Here is an 18,523-nt window from a genome sequence, read left to right on the forward strand (position 1 = left end):
GATCGTGGACTCACGGCTGCGCCGCCCCCATTTGGCACAGCGCAACCATCGACGGAGGAACACCGATGAGCAACAGCTTTAACGCCCTCGACAGTCTTACCGTAGGCAACCAGACCTACCGCTACTACAACCTGCAAGCACTGGCGAACAGCACCGACCTCGCCCGCCTGCCCTTCTCATTGAAAATCCTGCTGGAAAACCTGCTGCGCAAAGAAGACGGCAAGAACGTCAGCGCCGCCGACATCAAAGCCGTGTGCGACTGGGACGCCAAAGCCGAACCCAGCCATCAGGTCGGCTTTTCGCCCGCACGCGTGGTGTTGCAGGATTTCACCGGCGTGCCGGCGGTGGTCGATTTGGCGGCCATGCGCGCGGCGATGAGCCAGTTGGGTGCCGATCCGTCGCGGATCAACCCGCGCTCGCAGGTCGATCTGGTGATCGACCACTCGGTCATGGTCGACTACTACGGCCAGCCGGATTCGCTGAAGAAAAACACCGACAAGGAATTCGAGCGCAACAACGAACGCTATCAATTTCTGCGCTGGGGCCAACAGGCGCTGGATAACTTCCGCGTGGTGCCGCCGGGCACCGGCATCGTCCACCAGGTGAATCTGGAATATCTGGCGGAAGTCATCATGACGCAGGAAAAAGACGGCGAAGTCTGGGCTCTGCCCGATACGCTGGTCGGCACCGATTCGCACACGACGATGATCAATGGCCTCGGTGTACTCGGCTGGGGCGTGGGCGGCATCGAAGCTGAAGCGGCCATGCTCGGCCAGCCGATCACCATGCTGATTCCCGAAGTGGTCGGCTTCAAGTTCTCCGGCAAACTGCCCGAAGGCGCCACCGCGACCGACCTCGTTCTGACCGTCACCCAGATGCTGCGCGCCAAGGGCGTGGTCGGCAAGTTCGTCGAATTCTACGGCGACGGCCTCGATAACCTACCGCTGGCCGACCGCGCCACCATCGCCAACATGGCGCCGGAATACGGCGCGACCTGCGGCATCTTCCCGATCGACAACGAAACGCTGCGTTACCTGGAACTCTCCGGCCGCAGCCAGCAGAACCGCGATCTGGTGAAAGCCTACGCCCAACAGCAAGGTCTGTGGCGCGACACCGGCGCGCGTGAAGCCGATTACAGCGATACGCTGGAACTGGATTTGTCGACCGTCGAACCCAGCCTCGCCGGCCCGAAACGGCCGCAAGACCGGGTGCCGCTGCGTATCGCCAAAACCGAATTCCTCAAACTGCTCGAAGCCGACGCCAACACCATAGCGTCCGATCAGGCCGAAGGCCGCTTCCAAAGCGAAGGCGGCCAAACCGCCGTCGACAGCGTTCAGTTGCAGGACCGAGGTGCGGTGGAATACGAATTGAATGGCACCCGGCATCAATTGAAACACGGCGCTGTGGTCATCGCGGCCATCACCAGTTGCACCAACACCTCCAACCCGGCGGTGCTGATGGCGGCCGGTCTGGTGGCGAAAAAAGCGCGTGAAAAAGGTTTGAAATCCCAGCCCTGGGTAAAAACCTCGCTGGCACCGGGCTCACAAGTGGTGCCTGCCTATCTGGATAAAGCCGGCGTGCTCGAGCCGCTGCAAGAGCTTGGGTTCAACATCGTCGGCTTCGGCTGCACCACCTGCATCGGCAACTCCGGCCCGCTCGATCAGGCCATTTCCGAGGCGATTCGCGCCGGCAATCTGAAGGTGTCGTCGGTGCTGTCGGGTAACCGCAACTTCGAAGGCCGCATTCACCAGGACGTGCCGACCAACTATCTGGCGTCACCGCCGTTGGTGGTCGCTTACGCGCTGGCCGGTTCGATGGCAATTGACCTGAACACCGAACCGCTCGGAACTGGCAGCGATGGCAAAGCTGTCTACCTGAAAGACATCTGGCCGAGCCAGCATGAGATTGCCGAAGGCGTCGAGAAAGCGCTGTCGTCCGGTCTGTATCAGGAAAAATATCAGGATGTGTTTGCCGGCACCGAGGCCTGGCGCAATCTGCCGGTCCCGGAAGACGAAATCTACTCCTGGCCGGAATCCACCTACGTCAAGCAGCCGACCTATTTCGATGGCATGACCATGGAAACCCAGCCGCCAGCACCCGTTTCAGGCGCGCGCTGTCTGGTAAAAGTCGGCGACTCCATCACCACCGACCACATTTCCCCGGCCGGTTCTATTAAGCCCGACAGCCCGGCAGGCAAATACCTGCAAGAACACGGCGTGGCACCGAAAGACTTCAACAGCTACGGCTCACGACGCGGCAACCACGAAGTGATGGTGCGCGGCACCTTCGCCAACGTCCGGCTGCGCAATCAACTGGCACCGGGCACCGAAGGCGGTTTCACCACGCATTATCCGTCGGGCGAGCAAACCAGCATCTTCGACGCCGCCATGCAGTATCAACAAGACGGCGTGCCGCTGGTGGTGCTGGCGGGCAAGGAATACGGCACGGGTTCATCGCGCGACTGGGCAGCCAAAGGCACCAACCTGTTGGGCGTTAAAGCTGTGATTGCGGAAAGTTTCGAGCGCATTCACCGCTCCAATCTGGTCGGTTTCGGCGTACTGCCACTGCAATTCCAGGACGGCGACAGCCACGCAAGCCTGGGTTTAACCGGCACCGAGACGTTCGACATCGAACCCATCAACGGTGAACCGGAAACCCTGGCCGTGACCGCCACGAACGATAACGGTCAAGTTACGCGCTTTACCGTTCGGGTACGCATCGACACCGCCGTTGAATGGGACTACTACCGCCACGGCGGCATTCTGCACTACGTGCTGCGCGAACTGGCGAGCCAGTAAGCCCAATGCCCCGGCACCTGCCGGGGCGTCCTTCACAACGGCAGGTGGAAGTCATCCTTCTATACACAAAAGTTTGACACCGACCCCAATGGAAACGGTACACTCAAAAAAAGTGACGGTTTATTGACGCTTGCTTGTACTTTTGAGCGATATAAATCACACTTTAAACGACGACTGAATCACAAAGTTTGGTCGACGCAGCTAACCTAGGTAGGCTGCATTCTTTTCATAGAAGTCATACAAGTCGGGTAACCGGGATGTTTATCGACGGTCTTACAGAAAGCGAAAAGCACCAACTGGCCATTCACCTGCGTGAGCACGACCACACGCCCTTTATGGTCATCAAGCACGCCCACGCCGCCGTTCAATGCAAAAAGCGCGGTCTGGAAGTGCACCCTATCGACGGCAAATATCTGGATCTTCTGGATAACACCATTGCCCACCTGTACGACAAGCGGCGCACCGGCCCCGCCCTGGTGTACACCCAGCCTCAAACAAACAGCCATCGCGACCTGGCCTGAACACCGGGTCGCACCCTCACATCAATAACGACACCGCCACCAGCACCATCACCAAACCAATCACCGCATCGAAACAGCGCCAATGCCAGGGCGAACGCAGCCATTGCTGCAAGTAGCGCCCCAGCCCGGCCAGGGCGCTGAACCACGACAACGACGCCAGCGCCGCGCCCAGCGCATACCACCCGGGCGCTGGCTGCTGAGCGCCGACACTGCCGATCAACACCACCGTATCCAGATAAACGTGCGGATTGAGCAGGGAAATTGCCAACGCCTGCCCCGCCAACACCCAGGCGCCGGTAGCCGCCACCGCCGAACTGGCAACCAGCCCCGAAGTGCCCTGCCAGGCGCGCAACAAGGATTGCGCCGCCAGATACAGCAATAAGCCAACACCCAGCCAGGTCAGCACTGGCACCAACGCTGGCAACCATTGCTGCACCCTATCCAGGCCAAACACGCCGGTGACAATCAACACCGCATCGACTCCGGCACACACCAGTGCCAGCACCCAGCGATGTTCACCGCGCAAACTGCGGCTGAGCACCCAGGCATTCTGGGCACCGATCGCTACGATCAAACCTATCGACACGGCAAAGCCGGTTAAAAACGACGCCAACATTGCATTTCCCAATCGTTGCTGCAGACAGTGGCGCCAGCCTAAGTCGGGCCGCTATCATTAATCCAACGAATAATCCTTATGCCTAATAAGGAATGCTTATGATCGACTATCGCCTGCTCGAAGCGCTTTCCGCCGTCATTGAAACCGGCGGGTTTGAACGCGCCGCCGAACAACTGCATCTGACGCAATCGGCCGTCAGCCAACGCATCCGACAACTGGAAACGCAGCAAGGGCAGCCTGTGTTGGTGCGCACCCAGCCGCCCATCGCGACGGATCTGGGCCGACGCCTGAACAACCACCTGCAACAGGTTCGGCTGCTGGAACACAGCCTGTCGCAGGCCGACCAGCCGCTGAACATCCGCCTCACCGCCAATGCCGATTCAATGGCCACCTGGCTACCGGACGCACTCGCCACGGCCCAATCGAGCCACCGCTTCAACTTCGATCTCATTGTCGAAGACCAGGAAATTGGCCTCAAACGCATGCGCGACGGCGAAGTCATGGCCTGTATCTGTGCGGAAAACCAAAGCGTTAACGGCGGCCGGGTACAGCCGTTGGGCGTCTTGCGATACCGCGCACTGGCGAGCCCCGACTTCATAGAACGTTACGGCCTGGCAGACACCGCCGCCCTGCCCAACGCGCCGTGTCTGGTCTTCAATCGCGACGACCGTCTGCAACACCGCTTCCTGGCCGACCAGGGTTTGCACGGCCCGCGGCGCATTCACCGCTGCCCCACATCCGAAGGCTTTGTGCGCATGGCACAGGCGGGGCTGGGTTACGGCATGATGCCGGAGCTGCAAGTGGAAGCAGCCTTGACCCAACGCACATTAATCGACATTTGTCCCGGCTATCATCTGGATGTGCCGCTCTATTGGCACTACTGGCAAACCGAAAGCGAGGCGCTGGCGGATTTACGCCAAGCCGTCGCGCAACACGCCGGGCATCGGCTTCGGCCGATGGTTTATTAATCCGAATTATCGATGCCCATTAAATTTCATCAAAAAAACTATCAGTGCCTTTAAACCAATTCATTCGACCCTATCTGTTTGCTGTAGGACACTGATTTCGAATCGAATAGACGCCTGAACAAGGAGGCACATCATGAGTACTAATGCGATTGGTCTGAACACTGCAAGCGCTGAAAAACTGGCCGACGGCCTGAACGAATTGCTGTCCAACTATCAGGTTTTTTACATGAACGCGCGCGGCTTCCACTGGAACATCAAAGGCGAAAATTTCTTCGAACTGCACGTGAAATTTGAAGAGCTGTACACCGATCTGCTGACCAAGATCGATGAAGTCGCCGAACGCATCCAGACACTGGGCTTTGAGCCGGTGCACAGTTACAGCGAGTACGTGAAGCAGTCTTCCATCAAGGAACAGACACGCATTCGTGACGGCCGCGTTGCCATCGGCCACATTCTGGAATCTTTCCAGGCGATGATCGGCAAGCAGCGCACCCTGTTGTCCGTCGCGTCCGACGCCAGCGACGAAGGCACCGCCGCGCTGATGAGCGACTACATTCGCGAACAGGAAAAAACTGTCTGGATGTATCGCTCCTATCTGGGCGAATAAATCCGCAACGCGGTTAAACCTGACCAGCCAGGCCAACGCCATAAAAGCGTTGGCCTTTTTATTGCAAACGTCCCGAGATTTCGCCAAAAAAACGCTCAGGAATCGGTTCATGAAATTCACTGCATTACCGCCGCTGCTACTGCTCACGGCGGCGTTTGGGTCCAACACCTTGTGGGCGGAAACGCCACAAAACTTCGCAGGCGACGGCCGTCAAAATTCCAACGCCGCCGCACTCACTCTGGTACTGAATCAGGATGACATCCGGCGCTACGGCGACCACCCATTGTCCGGCCTGCTCGCACGTCTGCCCGGCATCAACAGCACGCCTGCCGGTGGATTATCGGCGGGCAGTCCGGTCAGCGTGCGCGGCCGTGATTTAAGTCAGGTTGTGATTCTGCTCGACGGCGTGCGCATCGGCCGCGCCAGCGATGGCCTGACCGAACTCGACGCCATTCCCATTGCGCAAGTCAAACGCCTGGCCTGGCAACGCGGCCCCAACGCCCAATACCCCAGCGCCAACGGCGTGATTTACATCGACACCCAAACCGAAGCACCGCGCAGCGACGACCTCTGGTTCCGTTCCGAACTCGGCAGCCACGACCTGATGACCCACAGCGTCAACTTTGTGGTTCAGGCCGGCAACAGCGAGGCCGAAGGCGGCATTCATTACCAGACCAGCGCCGGCTTCGACGCCAACGACATCGATAACGCAGGCAACGCCGACAAAGACGGCACCGACCAATGGGGCGCGAACATCGCGGTACACAACCAATGGTCCGACACCCTGCAACTGGATTTAACGCACAGCCAGTCGCTGCAGTTAACCGACTACGACAGCAGCGATTGCACACAAAATTGCGCGTCACAATTGCGTCGCGAAACCGAACTGATGACCTCTCGTCTCGGCTATCGTTATTGGGCGGCCGACGGTTGGCTGTATGAAGGCAGTCTGTTCCGACATCTGGATCAACAAACGCTCAAAGAAACCAACACCGACACCAGCACCGAACGCACCGGCCTCAGCTTGGTGGGCAGTCAGCAACTGTCGGACGAGTTGTTTGTGCAATTCGGTGTAGACGGCGTGGAAGAAAAACTCGACAGCGATACCGACTACGTTGACACCTATCGCTCCAACATCGGCCTGTTTGGCAGCGGCGAATTTCAGGTGCGCGAATACGCCGTCGAAGCCGGCGCCCGCCTCGACGGTCACAGCGATTTCGACAGCCAATTAACCGGCCAGGCGGCATTAAGCAGCTACATCATCGGCAACGTTGAAGCGGTAATTCGCTACAACGCCGCCTACCGCTTACCCACCTTCGATGAAGCCGATAACGCTGAACACCCGGCGCCGGATCTTGATCCGGAAACTTCAGAAACTTTCGAAATCAACCTGCAACAAACGGTTGAACAAATCGACTGGCGAGCCACCTATTACCAAACGCATTACCGCGATTTGATTCAGTACGACCCGGACAGCAACACCGCTGCGGTAAACGCCGGCAGTGAAGACGTGCAAGGCGTTGAACTGGAATGGCGTGCGCGCAGCGGCGCACTGGAACTGACGCTGATGGCGAGCTACATCGAAGCGGGCAACAAAAACAACACCGCGCTGGCCGACTTCCCCGGCTGGTCGGCGAACGCCGCCGTTACCCGTCATCGCGGCCGCCTCAGCACACACCTGGACCTGCAATTTGAAGACGAACGCCAAAGCCAGGGCGACTCCCTCAAAGACTTGCTGTTGCTCGGTGCCGGCCTGGATTTAAACCTCGGTCGCGACGAACGAACGCGCCTGTACGCCCGCATCGACAATCTGCTCGACGAAGCCTACCGCGTACAAAACGACGCCAACGGCAACAGCCAGAAAGGCGATGGTCGCAGTGTGACGGTGGGGGTTGAGTTGCATCTTTGAAGCCTCGGCAGAGAAACCTCTGCCGTTCTTGTTTAACCCTGCGGCGCTCGCTACCATCGCGCCCGACAGACTGCCATCGGTGTACGGGAAATCAGTGCAAAGCTGATGCTGCCCCCGCAACGGTAAGAGGTCGAGCAAGGCAATAGCCACTGCGAATATTCGCGGGAAGGCGCTGCGCACGATAAGTCCGCTTATCACACCTCAAGCCCGGAGACCGGCCGAAGGCTTTTCCCTGTTTGTTGCGGAGGGCAACAAGGTGGCTAACGACGCCGTTCGCGCGTCGTGCTTCTTTGCGCCTTCGCTAATTCAAAATTGAATAGCGAAAGGAACCAAACCATGAAACACCCCTTGTTGGCACTGGGCATGACTGCCCTGCCATTATTTGCGGTGGCTGAAAACAACACTGTCGTTGTAACGGCCAATCGTTATGAACAACCCATCACCAATACACTGGCAGCCGTTACGGTATTAACCGAAGACGACATTCGGCAATCGGGTCAAAGCGATTTATCTTCACTGCTGGCAACAGTGACCGGCCTGGCGAATAAAACCAGTGGTGGCCTGGGCACATTGTCGAGCGTCAGCGCCCGGGGATTATCACACGACAGAATGATCGTGCTGATCGACGGAATCCGGGCAACCAATGCCACGTCCGGCGCAACAACATTAGAAGCCATTTCGTTAAGCGATATAGAACGTATCGAGATTGTTCGCGGCCCGGTTTCCAGCTTATACGGAGCCGATGGCATGGGCGGCGTGATTCAGATTTTCACCAAGGCCAGGCAGGTAAACAGCGAAGATCACTATGTGTCCGCCGAATACGGCAGTGATAACTTCCAGCAATTTAGAGCCGGATTCAGTGCTTTAAACGAGAAGAACGAATTGCAGGCCGGGTTTGGGCATCTTTCAACAGACGGGTTTGATAACACCCAACACACTGACAACGGCAATGACGACAAAGACGGTTTTGATCAGTGGTCTGCCAGCGTCAATGTGTCTTCCCGGATCACTGACGAACTGGCACTCAAACTATCGCATTCCCAAACGTCCAGCATCGTCGAGTACGACAACCAATATTGCACCAGCGATTGCGATACCGCCGTCAAATCCGATATGACTCTGATGACCTCCAGCGTCAGCCTGAATGCCCAACTGCCCAACAACTGGCAATTACAGAGCACCGTCGGCCGAAATCTGGACGATAAATTCAACTATGAATCCGGTTCTGCATTTACCACAGAAAGCTGGAGCTATAACTCAATTGTGTCCCAGCAAACGCGGGGTTTGGAAATCACCATTGGCGCGGATGCTGCGCTGGATGATGTATCGTCAACCACCGAGTACGACCAGACTGAACGAACAAACGTGGGAGTATTCAGCCAAGGCATCGTCCGACTGGGAGACACACGTTTGGGCGCAGGTGCACGCTTCGATGCAAACAGTGATTTTGGATCGGTGCTGACCGGGAACCTGTCACTGTCGAGTTTTATCGTCAGCGACGTAGAAGCCATTGCAACTTATGGCACGGCCTTCAACGCGCCTTCATTTGATTATCTGTATTACCCGGGCTACAGCAATCCAGACCTTGAACCGGAAGAATCTTCAACCGTGGAAATCGCCTTACGGCAATTCAGAGGTGATGACTACTGGCGCTTAAGTGCCTATCGAACCAATGCCGACAACCTGATCGTTTCAACGGCCAGTACCGGTTACATCCCGGAAAATGTATCGGAAGCGGTGATGCAAGGCGTTGAAGCTGAAGTGAGCAAACGGCTGGCCAATACCCGCCTGAGTTTGAATGCTGCTTATGTCGATGCTAAAGACTCCGACGACAATCAGCTTTCAGACATTCCCGAATGGACAGCCAATGTGAAAGTTAACCAACACTTTAACGCCATTGGTGTTTTGTTCGAACTTCACGGCGAAGGAAGCCGGATATCCAGCAGCGAAACATTAGATGGTTTTGTCACTCTGAATTCAGGCGTTGATTACCAATACGGCGCCCATGCGCAAAGCCGATTGTATGCCCGCATTGATAATATTCTGGACGAGGATTACGAAATCAATTTGGGCTACAACACGCCAGGACGGACCTTCAAAGTGGGTGTTGAATACCACCTCTAAACAGCAATAACAGCCGTTATAAAGCAGCCGGCACTTTCCCCGGCTGCGCCACATCGCTGATAACCACACTCAGCGCGTGCCAGGGGTCGCCGGGGCGGCGGCCTTTGATGGTGGCGTCGATGTCGCCGCAGCGCACCAGACATTGTTGCCAATGCTCCAGATTCGCGCGGCGCATTGCCTGTTGATACGGGCCTTGGCGTTTGTCGAAAATGCGCAGTCGTTTGAAGACGTTGGCGATGGCCTGGCCCGATTGCTGCGCTTCGCCCAGTTGCACCAGATTGCGCAGTTCACGCGACAACACCCACAATACAATTGGTGCTTCCACGCCTTCGGCGGCGAGGCCAGAGAGCACGCGTTGGCTGCGCGCTAAATCGCCATTCAGAAACGCATCGGAAAGATCGAAAATATCGAAACGCGCGCTGTCGGCAACTGATTGAATCACGGTGTCGAGATCGATGGTCTGGCTGTCGCTGAGCAACAGCAATTTGTCGATTTCCTGACGGGCGGCCAATAAATTGCCATCAACCCGGTCGGCCAATAATGCCAGCGCATCGTCGTCAATCGACAAGCCTTGCGTCTGTAATCGCTGCCGCAACCAGCCCGGTAATTGATGGCGCTCCACCGGCCAGATCGGCAACCACCAACCAGTATCAATGACCTGATTGAACCACTTGGCTTTGCTTTGTGCGGCTTCCAGGCGTTCGGACTGAACCAACAATACGTTGTCAGGATTGGCGTTGCTGGCGTAGGCGGTTAGCGCTTTGCGGCCGTCGTCTTTCAGTTTGGCGCTGAGCCGCACTTCCAATAATTGCCGGTCGCCAAACAATGACATCGACTGGTTGGCGTCGAGCAACAGGTTCCAATCGAAACTGGTGTCGGCGTGAAACACCTGGCGTTCGGTAATGCCAGCGGTGCGTGCAGCAGCTCGAATCTGATCGGCCGCTTCGAGCATCAGCAAGGGTTCGTCACCGCTGATCCAGATCACCGGCGGCATCGACTGCTGCAATTGCTGCGTCAGTTGCTGAGCGGTGATTTTCATCAGCGCGACTCCGGTGCCCGGTTCAGTTCTTCGGTGGAAATGGCTTCGAGTTGGTCGAGCAAACGCAAGGCGATGCGCTGTCGCAAAAACGCCTGACGTTCGGCGCGGGCGTCGTCTTCGTCGATTTCCGGACTCAGACTGAGGCGGGTTTCCGAGCGCGTGCGACGATGATTAATCACCGCAACGCCCTGGGCGTTGATAAGACTCCATTCGATTTCCAATGCCAGCATTTCGGCTTCGCTCAGCTCGACCGTGTTGTCGTTTACCGAGTGAATTTGCAGCAAGGTATCGGCCGGTTGTTCTGATAACGACAGCCCGTAAATGGCGAAAATATCGCGCGTCACCAAATACAAATCGTCCTGGTCGCCGCGCGCTTCCCACACCAGCGGGCTCAAGCCATCGGCAAAGCGAAACTGGCCTTTGAGCTGATAGCCGCAAGCGCTGACCAGCAGCGCTGCGGCGATCAATACGCCGGTAATTCGTCCGTTAATTCGCAACGATGTTCACCAGCTTGTTGGGCACCACAATCACTTTGCGCACGGTCGCATCGCCGATAAAACGCTGCACATTTTCATCGGCCATGGCGGCGGTTTCGACGGCGGCTTTATCGGCATTGGCAGCCACTTCGAAACGACCGCGCACCTTGCCGTTTACCTGCACCACGTACAGCTGGGTGTCTTTGACCAGGGCGCTGTCGTCGACTTGCGGCCAGCTGACGTCGAGGATCAAACCGGCATGGCCGAGTTCGTTCCACAATACCTGTGTGATGTGCGGCACGATGGGTGCCAGCACCCGCACGGCGGTTTCCAGCGCTTCGTGCACCACGGCGCGACCTTGAGCGTCAGTGGCTTCAAACTTGTTCACCGCGTTGAGCAATTCCATCACTTTGGCGATGGCGGTGTTGAAGGTTTTGCGTTCGCCAAAATCGGCGGTGACGCCGGCAATGGTTTCGTGTGTTTTACGACGCAGCGCTTTTTGTTCGTCGTTCAATTCAGCGGCGTTCAGTGCAGCGATGTCGCCGCCTTCAAGCAACTGATGTACGGCACGCCACAGACGCTGTAAAAATTTCTGCGCGCCCTGCACGCCCGACTCGGTCCATTCCAAAGTTTGCTCCGGCGGTGCGGCAAACATGGAGAACAAGCGCAGCGTGTCGGCACCGTATTGTTCAATCGCTTCTTGCGGATCGGTGCCGTTGTTTTTCGATTTCGACATCTTGGAAATGCCGTTGAATTTAACCGGCAAGCCCGTGGAAATCTGTCGGCCGCCGATGACTTTGCCTTTGTCATCGCGCTCGACTTCCACGTCGCCCGGCGCTACCCAAACGCGACCTTCATCGCCTTCGCGGAACCAGGTTTCGGCCAGCACCATGCCCTGGCACAGCAGATTGGTGAACGGCTCGTCGGACTTGACCAAACCTTCATCGCGCATGGCTTTGTAATAGAAACGCGCGTACATCAAATGCATGGTGGCGTGTTCGATGCCGCCAATGTACTGATCGACCGGTAACCAATAGTTGGCTTCTTCCGGCTCAATCATGCCGTCGTTGTAATGCGGCGTGGTATAGCGCGCGAAATACCAGCTCGATTCCATGAAGGTGTCGAAGGTGTCGGTTTCGCGTTTTGCCGGTTGGCCGCCAACGGTGGTGTCTTCAAAAGCCGGGTTGTTTTTGATCGGCGAACTGGCGCCGTCGAACACCACGTCTTCGGGCAATTCGACCGGGAATTCTTCGGCCGGTCTGGCTTGCCCATCAACATAGACCATCGGCACTGGCGCACCCCAATACCGCTGGCGGCTGACGCCCCAATCGCGCAGACGATAGTTGGTGGTTACTTCGCCCAGGCCTTTGCTCGCCAGCCAGTCGGCGATTTTCTTGAACGCCTGTTCGCTGGTCAGGCCGTCGAATTCACCGGAATTCACCACCACACCTTTTTCAGTGAAGGCTTCGGTTCTCAGATCAACAACTTTGTCGCTGCCTTCGGCCGGTGCGACGACCTGTTTGATTGGCAAGCCGTAAGCGGTGGCAAATTCCCAGTCGCGTTGATCGTGGCCGGGCACCGACATGACTGCGCCGCTGCCGTAATCCATCAACACAAAGTTGGCGGACCATACCGGGATTTCCTCGCCGGTGATCGGGTGAATCGCAATCAAGCCGGTGGCGTGACCTTTTTTCTCCATCGTCGCCATGTCGGCTTCGCTGGTGGTCATGCGGCGGCAGTCTTCGACAAACTGCTGCAAGCTGGGGTTGTCTTTAGCGGCAGCGGCCGTCAACGGATGATCGGCTGCCAATGCCATATAAGTGACGCCCATCAGGGTGTCAGGACGGGTGGTGTAGACCTCGACCGACTGGTCGCTGTCTTTCAATTTAAAGCGCAGGGTGACGCCCAGGCTGCGGCCAATCCAGTTGCGCTGCATGGCCTTCACTTCTTCCGGCCAGCCGTCGAGGTTGTCGAGTTGTTCCAGCAATTCAGCGGCGTAAGCGGTGGTTTTGACGAACCACTGGTCCATCTCTTTGCGTTCGACCGGGGTGTCGCAACGCCAGCAGCAGCCGTCGTGCACCTGTTCGTTGGCGAGTACGGTCTGATCAACCGGGCACCAGTTCACTGCCGAGGTTTTCTTGTACGCCAGGCCTTTTTCGACCAGGCGGGTGAAGAACCACTGTTCCCATTTGTAATAGTCGGGTGAGCAGGTGGTGACTTCACGACTCCAGTCGTAGGCAAACCCCAGCGCTTTGAGCTGGTTGCGCATGTGGTCGATGTTTTCGTAGGTCCACTTGGCCGGGGCAACGCCGTGCTGGATGGCGGCGTTTTCGGCCGGCATGCCGAAGGCGTCCCAACCCATGGGTTGCAGGACGTTTTTGCCCAGCATGCGCTGGTAGCGGCTGATCACATCACCGATGGTGTAGTTACGAACGTGGCCCATGTGTAGCTTGCCGCTGGGGTAAGGCAGCATCGACAGGCAATAGAATTTCTCTTTGCTCATATCGACAGTGGCTTTGAACACCTGTTGCTCGTTCCAGGTGGTTTGCACCTGGCGTTCAATCGCGGCCGGGGAGTAGTTCGCGTCCATCGGATTCCTGTTGTTTGAGATCAAAGTTAGGGTCGTGTCTGGGGTCGTAGATGAAGCGGGTGCGATTCAGCGCACCTGGGCCGCTGAGGATACCCGACTGGCGGGCGTTTTTCGACTGGCACAACGCCGCTGCGGGCGGCTTAACGGGGCCGGTCGGCCAGGTGCCCCGGCTTGTGCAAAATCACCACATCGGCGGCCACGGTTTCGAGCCGTTCAGCGCCCAATCGCCGTGCCAGCCATTCGAAGGTGGCTGGTGCGTAAAAAGCGATGTGAGTGGGGTCGTGGATATAGCGCCATTGCCTGAAAGCTGCCTGGTCGCGCACCGGCTGGGTTTGTATCGCCAACTTGCCGCCTGGATGCAATTGTTGCCACAACATCGACAACACCTCCCAGGGCGAGCCGAGGTGTTCAATCACCTCCGTCAGGGTGATGAAATCGTAGCGGCGCTGCAAAACGTCGCTATCCGGCCGATAAAAAAGATCGTATAGCGCCACCGGAAAACCCGCTTCCTCAAACATGGCCGCCAACGCAGGGCCCGGCCCACAACCGAAGTCCAGGCCGGTACTGCCCGGCGGCAAGCGTTCGACCAACGCATTAAAAGTGCGGCTGAGGAAGCGCCGATAGCCAGCGTCGTCTAGAGTGTTTTCATGACGATCGTATTCAGCCTTTTCATCTGCTGCCGAAATACGTTGCTGAACGGGCACGCTGACGAGCTGACACTGGTGGCAACACCAATAGTCGCGTTCGCCTCGGCGATGCCACAACGACGCCTCAAGGGCACCGCAAAGCGGACACGGATGCGCCCCGAGTGCTGGAATTAAACGGTCAGTTTCAACCATGCTAGTGGTCACTACGATTAGGTCGTGCAAGGCTAACAAGGAGTTCCAGCTTGGCGCTACGGCTGGATCACCGCGGGCTGGTTGGCCGACCCTGAGAAACAGAGGGAAAGGTATTACAGTGGCAGCCCAATTTGCTCGTTTTACGCGATTGCTGGTGTCGCTTGTGCTGGGTTTGCCGCTACTGGTGTGCGCGGCGGACGAGGCCATAGACACGCGCGGCCATTGGCTCGACGTTCCAGACACCTGGCAACCGGCTCTGCTCAGCCCCGAAGAATTGCGCCAACGCCAAACCGACATCACGCTGGATTGGAACAGCGGTGTCGATTGGCACGTGCTAACGGTCAATGCCAGCGATGGTGGCTTGTACTTCCTGGACTTTCGCAACTCCTCCGTCATTGGCCGCTTCCACCACTGGGTGATGGACGAAACCGGCGCGGTCATCGCCGAGTTCGAAGGCGGCATTCAGAGTGAGGAACCCAACCCCGTTACCTTGCGGCACGGCCGGTTGGTGCATTTGCCTGTCGGCCAATATCAAATCTTCACCCGGCTCGACAGTCCGTTCTATCTGGCTGAACCGGTGCCCGGTTTATTCGCCTACCACGACTATTTGCAATCCATCAAAATCGGCAATGCCATCACCCTGACTGGCATGGGCATTTTCTTCGCGATGGGCATTTATTACATCGTGCTGGCGGCGAGCCGAAAACGCATTGGCGACTTGTTCTACGCGATTTTTATCTGGGGCAATTTCTTCTACAACGGCGCTGCTTTGCTGGTGTTTTCCGATCTGTTTCAGATCAAAAATTTCTATCTGATCAGTGTGCCGATTTTAATTTCCAACCCGGCTTACATCGCCTTCGTCATGGTGTTGCTGCACATCAACCGCTACACCTCGCGCACCCTGACGTTGATCGGCCACGGCTTGATTACCCTCTTTATTCTGTTCTGGCTGGTGGCGCTGGTGCAGCCAACCTGGTCACTGGAACTCGACCGTTACGGCGTTGGTCTGTTTGCGCTATACGGCATCAGCGCGGCCATAACCCGGCTCATTCAAGGCAATCGCACAGCACGATTCTATCTGGTCGCGAACATTGCCTTTTTCATACCGGGGTTGATATCGATTGCGCTGTCGAGCCTGCCATTTTCGGAAACCATTTTTGTTGAACACCTGGGGCTGTTTGCTGTCGCCATCGAGGTAATTTTGCTGTCGTTGGTAATCAGCCATCAGGTGGGCATGGTGTATCGGGAAAAAGAAGCCGGCTTGTTCGCCACTCAGGAAGCCCTGCTCGCCGCCAACCAGGCGCTGGAAACCAAAGAGCGCTTTCTCGCCAATGTCAGTCACGAACTGCGCACACCGCTGAACGCCATTCAGGGCTCGGTGGAATTGATCGACCAATACAGCCTGCCCAACCGTGTGCGGCGCCACATTCAGGCCATTCAAACCTCGTCCAATTTCCTGCTGTATCTGATCAACGATATCCTCGACTTAGCCAAAATGAACGCCAACCAATTGGACCTGGTGCGCGAAGAATTTGATCTGGATGTGGCGTTGGACGAACTCGGTGGTCTGTATTGCAACGCCTTCAACCGCGAGCACGTGAAACTGGAATTGAACATCGATGCGCAAGTACCGCGCCGCATCATCGGCGATGAAAACCGCATCAAACAAATACTCGCCAACCTGTTGAGCAACGCCTTCAAATTCACCGAAACGGGCAACATCTGTTTAAGCATCAAGCCGGTGGATGATCGCTTGGAATTTCGCGTTTCCGATACTGGCATTGGTATCGACGCCGATAAAATTCAGTCGGTTTTTTCCGCCTTCACTCAAGCCGATGCATCCATCGCGCGTCGCTACGGCGGCACCGGTTTGGGTTTGCACATCGCCTCCAAACTGGCGCGGTTAATGGGCGGGGAATTGGGTGTCGACAGCCAGCCGGGTTACGGCAGCTCGTTCCATTTTTCAATGCCCAACGTCGGCCCGTTTTCAGCGCCGCAAACGCGCACCGAAGCCTTGGGCATCCTGTATGGGAAAGACGATCTGGGCCAACTGCTGCGTCAGGATCTGGCGCGCTTTGGCATTGCACCGCAGCAACAGGTGCCATTAGAACAAATGGACCAGGCGGAGTTGGCACAAATGCCAATGTGGCTGGTTATCGCCGACCAGTTCGACCCGGTGATTCACGACAAAATCAGCGACGCCGGCTGCACCGTCAAATGGTTCGTGAACGACAGCAACGGCTTTGAACTCAGCGACGACAGCGTCGATATCGAACTGCTGCCCTATGCCCGCATCCCGCTGGCGCGCCTGCTGGAATCACCCACCGACATCGAACCGCCGGATCAGGTGAACCGCCTGCTGAGCCAATTGCAGATCGTCGCAGTAGACGACAACGTGGTGAACCTCAAAGTACTGATGGGCATGTTGCGGCGGCTGAACGTCGATTGCGTTGGCTTCGAGCGCGCCGAAGAAGCCATGCGCTACATCGGCTCCAACTACCCCGATATTGTGCTGATGGACGTGCAAATGCCCGTCGTCGATGGCCTGGAAGCCACGCGCCATCTGCGTCAGCAACGCTTTAACAATCCGGTCATTGCCTTTACCGCCAACGCCTCCGATCATGACCTGGATAACTGCCGCTCGGCCGGCATGAACGATGTGCTGGTCAAGCCGATCAAGCTGGATGATCTGAAACGCATGTTGTTGAAGTGGTCAGATTCGCTCGGCAACCGCTGAGCGCTGACTTGGACGTAACTCACGCAAAGGAAAGTCTATGAACGCTTCGAAGTGGTCGTTACTCTGGCCGATCCTGCTGACCATTCTGGTTCCGCTGGCCGCCGCCTGGTTTGCTTACCCTGCACACTTGCCGCCGAATTTCGGCGTCTTCCCGCCCGTACAAGTGCCGGGTACACCGGGTTTTAATCTGTGGTATTTCCTGGCTGTATTGGCGGTGGCTCTGGTCATCGCCGCGCTGATTATTTTCCCATCCTGGTTCGGCTTTGCCGGCAGCTCGCCGCAACCGGCACCGGCCAAAAAACCACTGCCCTGGTGGTTCTGGGTGGGCGGTCTGTTCATGGTGGTGTTCTGGTGGGTAATGTGGGCGCGCCCGGCATCGCTTGGCCCCATCGTTTACTACGCTTTCAGCCCAATGTGGTGGGGGTTTATCGTCTTTCTCGACGGCATTAATTACCGCATGAACGACGGCAAATCGTTAATTGCCACCAAACCCGGCCTGATGATTTTCAGTGCCATCATTTCCATTGTCGGCTGGGGTTATTTCGAGTTTTACGACTACTTCGTACTGGCCAACTGGTATTACCCGAACGGCCACATGAGTGCGCTCTCGCACAGCACCATCGTTATTCTGTTCCTGATTGCCTACACCACCGTCTGGCCGGCGATTATGGAATGGTTCAACCTGCTCAACGCCTTTCCCAAACTGGTGGCGCGGTATCAGAACGGGTGGCAGTTTACCGTGAACGGCAACTGGCTGATCGTCATCGGCCTGATCGTTATCGCCGTTATGGTGTTCTTCCCCTACCCGGTGTTCTGGGGCATCTGGATCGGCCCGATGGCCGTGATCATCGGCCTGCTGATTCGCCTCAACATCTGGTCGCCGTTCACCTCAATGCAACAAGGCAACTGGGCACCGCTGATCCTGATCGCCCTGGCCTCGCTGTTTAACGGCTTCCTGTGGGAACTGTGGAACTACGGCAGCAGCCACCCGGACATCGGCTACCCGACCAACCCCAACTACTGGATTTATGACATTCCCTACGTGAACGTCATTCACATCTTCTCCGAGATGCCGTTGCTGGGTTACTTCGGTTACCTGCCATTCGGCGCGCTGGTGTGGGTGTTTTTGATCTGGATCGGTGAGCTGTTTAACGTCAGCACCGATATTTATCTGGATGGCAATCCGAACTGATGAAATGAAACCGGCATCGATCGTAAAAGGTCGATGCCGGACCGCCTGAATCAACCCAACACCCAATATCTCTGTTTTTCTTCTCAATTTTCAAACCATGCTCGCAA

The 18,523-nt window shown here is 57.0% G+C and carries 13 protein-coding genes and 1 riboswitch; of the genes, 8 read left to right on the forward strand and 5 right to left on the reverse strand.

The genetic code is table 11. The features are described from left to right. Positions 1-65 precede the first annotated feature (65 nt). Together acnA and DW349_RS12970 are read left to right on the forward strand one after the other, a co-directional pair. Complete coding sequence (gene acnA / locus DW349_RS12965) at positions 66-2,798, forward strand: aconitate hydratase AcnA (RefSeq protein WP_108124915.1); 2,733 nt, start codon at positions 66-68, stop codon at positions 2,796-2,798. 257 nt (positions 2,799-3,055) lie between these two features. Beyond that, positions 3,056-3,319 carry a hypothetical protein gene (locus DW349_RS12970; RefSeq protein ID WP_108124914.1) on the forward strand — a complete coding sequence of 88 codons (264 nt, stop codon included), beginning with the start codon at positions 3,056-3,058 and terminating at the stop codon, positions 3,317-3,319. A gap of 16 nt (positions 3,320-3,335) precedes the next feature. On the opposite strand, the gene DW349_RS12975 is transcribed toward DW349_RS12970, so the two are convergent. Continuing rightward, positions 3,336-3,935, reverse strand: coding sequence for a LysE/ArgO family amino acid transporter (locus DW349_RS12975; RefSeq protein WP_108124913.1), 600 nt, complete (start codon positions 3,933-3,935; stop codon positions 3,336-3,338). Positions 3,936-4,033: 98 nt separating this feature from the next. On the opposite strand from DW349_RS12975, the gene DW349_RS12980 reads away from it, so the two are divergent. The 4 genes from DW349_RS12980 (at position 4,034) to DW349_RS12995 (ending at position 9,543) form a co-directional block, all read left to right on the forward strand. After that, complete coding sequence (locus DW349_RS12980) at positions 4,034-4,903, forward strand: LysR family transcriptional regulator ArgP (protein WP_108124912.1); 870 nt, start codon at positions 4,034-4,036, stop codon at positions 4,901-4,903. A gap of 130 nt (positions 4,904-5,033) precedes the next feature. Next, positions 5,034-5,510 (forward strand): Dps family protein, encoded by a 477-nt coding sequence (locus tag DW349_RS12985; RefSeq protein WP_198650466.1) that lies wholly within the window; start codon positions 5,034-5,036, stop codon positions 5,508-5,510. Between the two features lie 109 nt (positions 5,511-5,619). Next, positions 5,620-7,419: a TonB-dependent receptor plug domain-containing protein gene (locus DW349_RS12990; RefSeq protein ID WP_108124910.1), complete on the forward strand. Its 1,800-nt coding sequence runs from the start codon at positions 5,620-5,622 to the stop codon at positions 7,417-7,419. A 60-nt stretch (positions 7,420-7,479) separates the two neighbouring features. Beyond that, positions 7,480-7,656, forward strand: a riboswitch (cobalamin riboswitch). Between the two features lie 99 nt (positions 7,657-7,755). Beyond that, positions 7,756-9,543, forward strand: a complete 1,788-nt coding sequence (locus DW349_RS12995; RefSeq protein WP_108124909.1) for a TonB-dependent receptor domain-containing protein — start codon at positions 7,756-7,758, stop codon at positions 9,541-9,543. 16 nt (positions 9,544-9,559) lie between these two features. On the opposite strand, the gene holA is transcribed toward DW349_RS12995, so the two are convergent. The 4 genes from holA to DW349_RS13015 all read right to left on the reverse strand — a co-directional run bounded on the left by holA (position 9,560) and on the right by DW349_RS13015 (position 14,412). Then, the gene (holA, locus tag DW349_RS13000) at positions 9,560-10,582 is read right to left on the reverse strand and encodes a DNA polymerase III subunit delta (protein WP_108124908.1); all 1,023 of its coding nucleotides are present in this window, start codon (positions 10,580-10,582) and stop codon (positions 9,560-9,562) included. After that, positions 10,582-11,079, reverse strand: a complete 498-nt coding sequence (locus DW349_RS13005; protein WP_157954295.1) for an LPS-assembly lipoprotein LptE — start codon at positions 11,077-11,079, stop codon at positions 10,582-10,584. The genes holA and DW349_RS13005 overlap by 1 nt, the downstream gene beginning before the upstream one ends. Then, complete coding sequence (leuS, locus tag DW349_RS13010) at positions 11,069-13,648, reverse strand: leucine--tRNA ligase (RefSeq protein ID WP_108124906.1); 2,580 nt, start codon at positions 13,646-13,648, stop codon at positions 11,069-11,071. Before leuS ends, DW349_RS13005 begins: the two co-directional genes overlap by 11 nt. 140 nt (positions 13,649-13,788) lie before the next feature. Further along, the gene (locus DW349_RS13015; protein WP_232819290.1) at positions 13,789-14,412 is read right to left on the reverse strand and encodes a class I SAM-dependent methyltransferase; all 624 of its coding nucleotides are present in this window, start codon (positions 14,410-14,412) and stop codon (positions 13,789-13,791) included. Between the two features lie 193 nt (positions 14,413-14,605). On the opposite strand from DW349_RS13015, the gene DW349_RS13020 reads away from it, so the two are divergent. Beyond that, positions 14,606-17,224, forward strand: coding sequence for an ATP-binding protein (locus DW349_RS13020; RefSeq protein ID WP_162824641.1), 2,619 nt, complete (start codon positions 14,606-14,608; stop codon positions 17,222-17,224). 37 nt (positions 17,225-17,261) lie between these two features. Continuing rightward, on the forward strand, positions 17,262-18,416 hold the full coding sequence (locus tag DW349_RS13025) for a mechanosensitive ion channel protein MscS (RefSeq protein WP_108124903.1): 1,155 nt from the start codon (positions 17,262-17,264) through the stop codon (positions 18,414-18,416). Positions 18,417-18,523 lie beyond the last annotated feature (107 nt).

This window comes from Saccharospirillum mangrovi (assembly GCF_003367315.1).
GTDB lineage: Bacteria > Pseudomonadota > Gammaproteobacteria > Pseudomonadales > Natronospirillaceae > Saccharospirillum > Saccharospirillum mangrovi.

Excerpts from the sequence above, each read along its gene's own strand:
- holA (WP_108124908.1), bottom strand. The coding sequence starts at position 10,582 with ATGAAAATCACCGCTCAGCAACTGACGCAGCAATTGCAGCAGTCGATG.
- DW349_RS12975 (WP_108124913.1), bottom strand. The coding sequence starts at position 3,935 with ATGTTGGCGTCGTTTTTAACCGGCTTTGCCGTGTCGATAGGTTTGATC.
- DW349_RS12980 (WP_108124912.1), top strand. The coding sequence starts at position 4,034 with ATGATCGACTATCGCCTGCTCGAAGCGCTTTCCGCCGTCATTGAAACC.
- leuS (WP_108124906.1), bottom strand. The coding sequence starts at position 13,648 with ATGGACGCGAACTACTCCCCGGCCGCGATTGAACGCCAGGTGCAAACC.
- DW349_RS12995 (WP_108124909.1), top strand. The coding sequence starts at position 7,756 with ATGAAACACCCCTTGTTGGCACTGGGCATGACTGCCCTGCCATTATTT.
- DW349_RS12970 (WP_108124914.1), top strand. The coding sequence starts at position 3,056 with ATGTTTATCGACGGTCTTACAGAAAGCGAAAAGCACCAACTGGCCATT.
- acnA (WP_108124915.1), top strand. The coding sequence starts at position 66 with ATGAGCAACAGCTTTAACGCCCTCGACAGTCTTACCGTAGGCAACCAG.
- DW349_RS12990 (WP_108124910.1), top strand. The coding sequence starts at position 5,620 with ATGAAATTCACTGCATTACCGCCGCTGCTACTGCTCACGGCGGCGTTT.
- DW349_RS13025 (WP_108124903.1), top strand. The coding sequence starts at position 17,262 with ATGAACGCTTCGAAGTGGTCGTTACTCTGGCCGATCCTGCTGACCATT.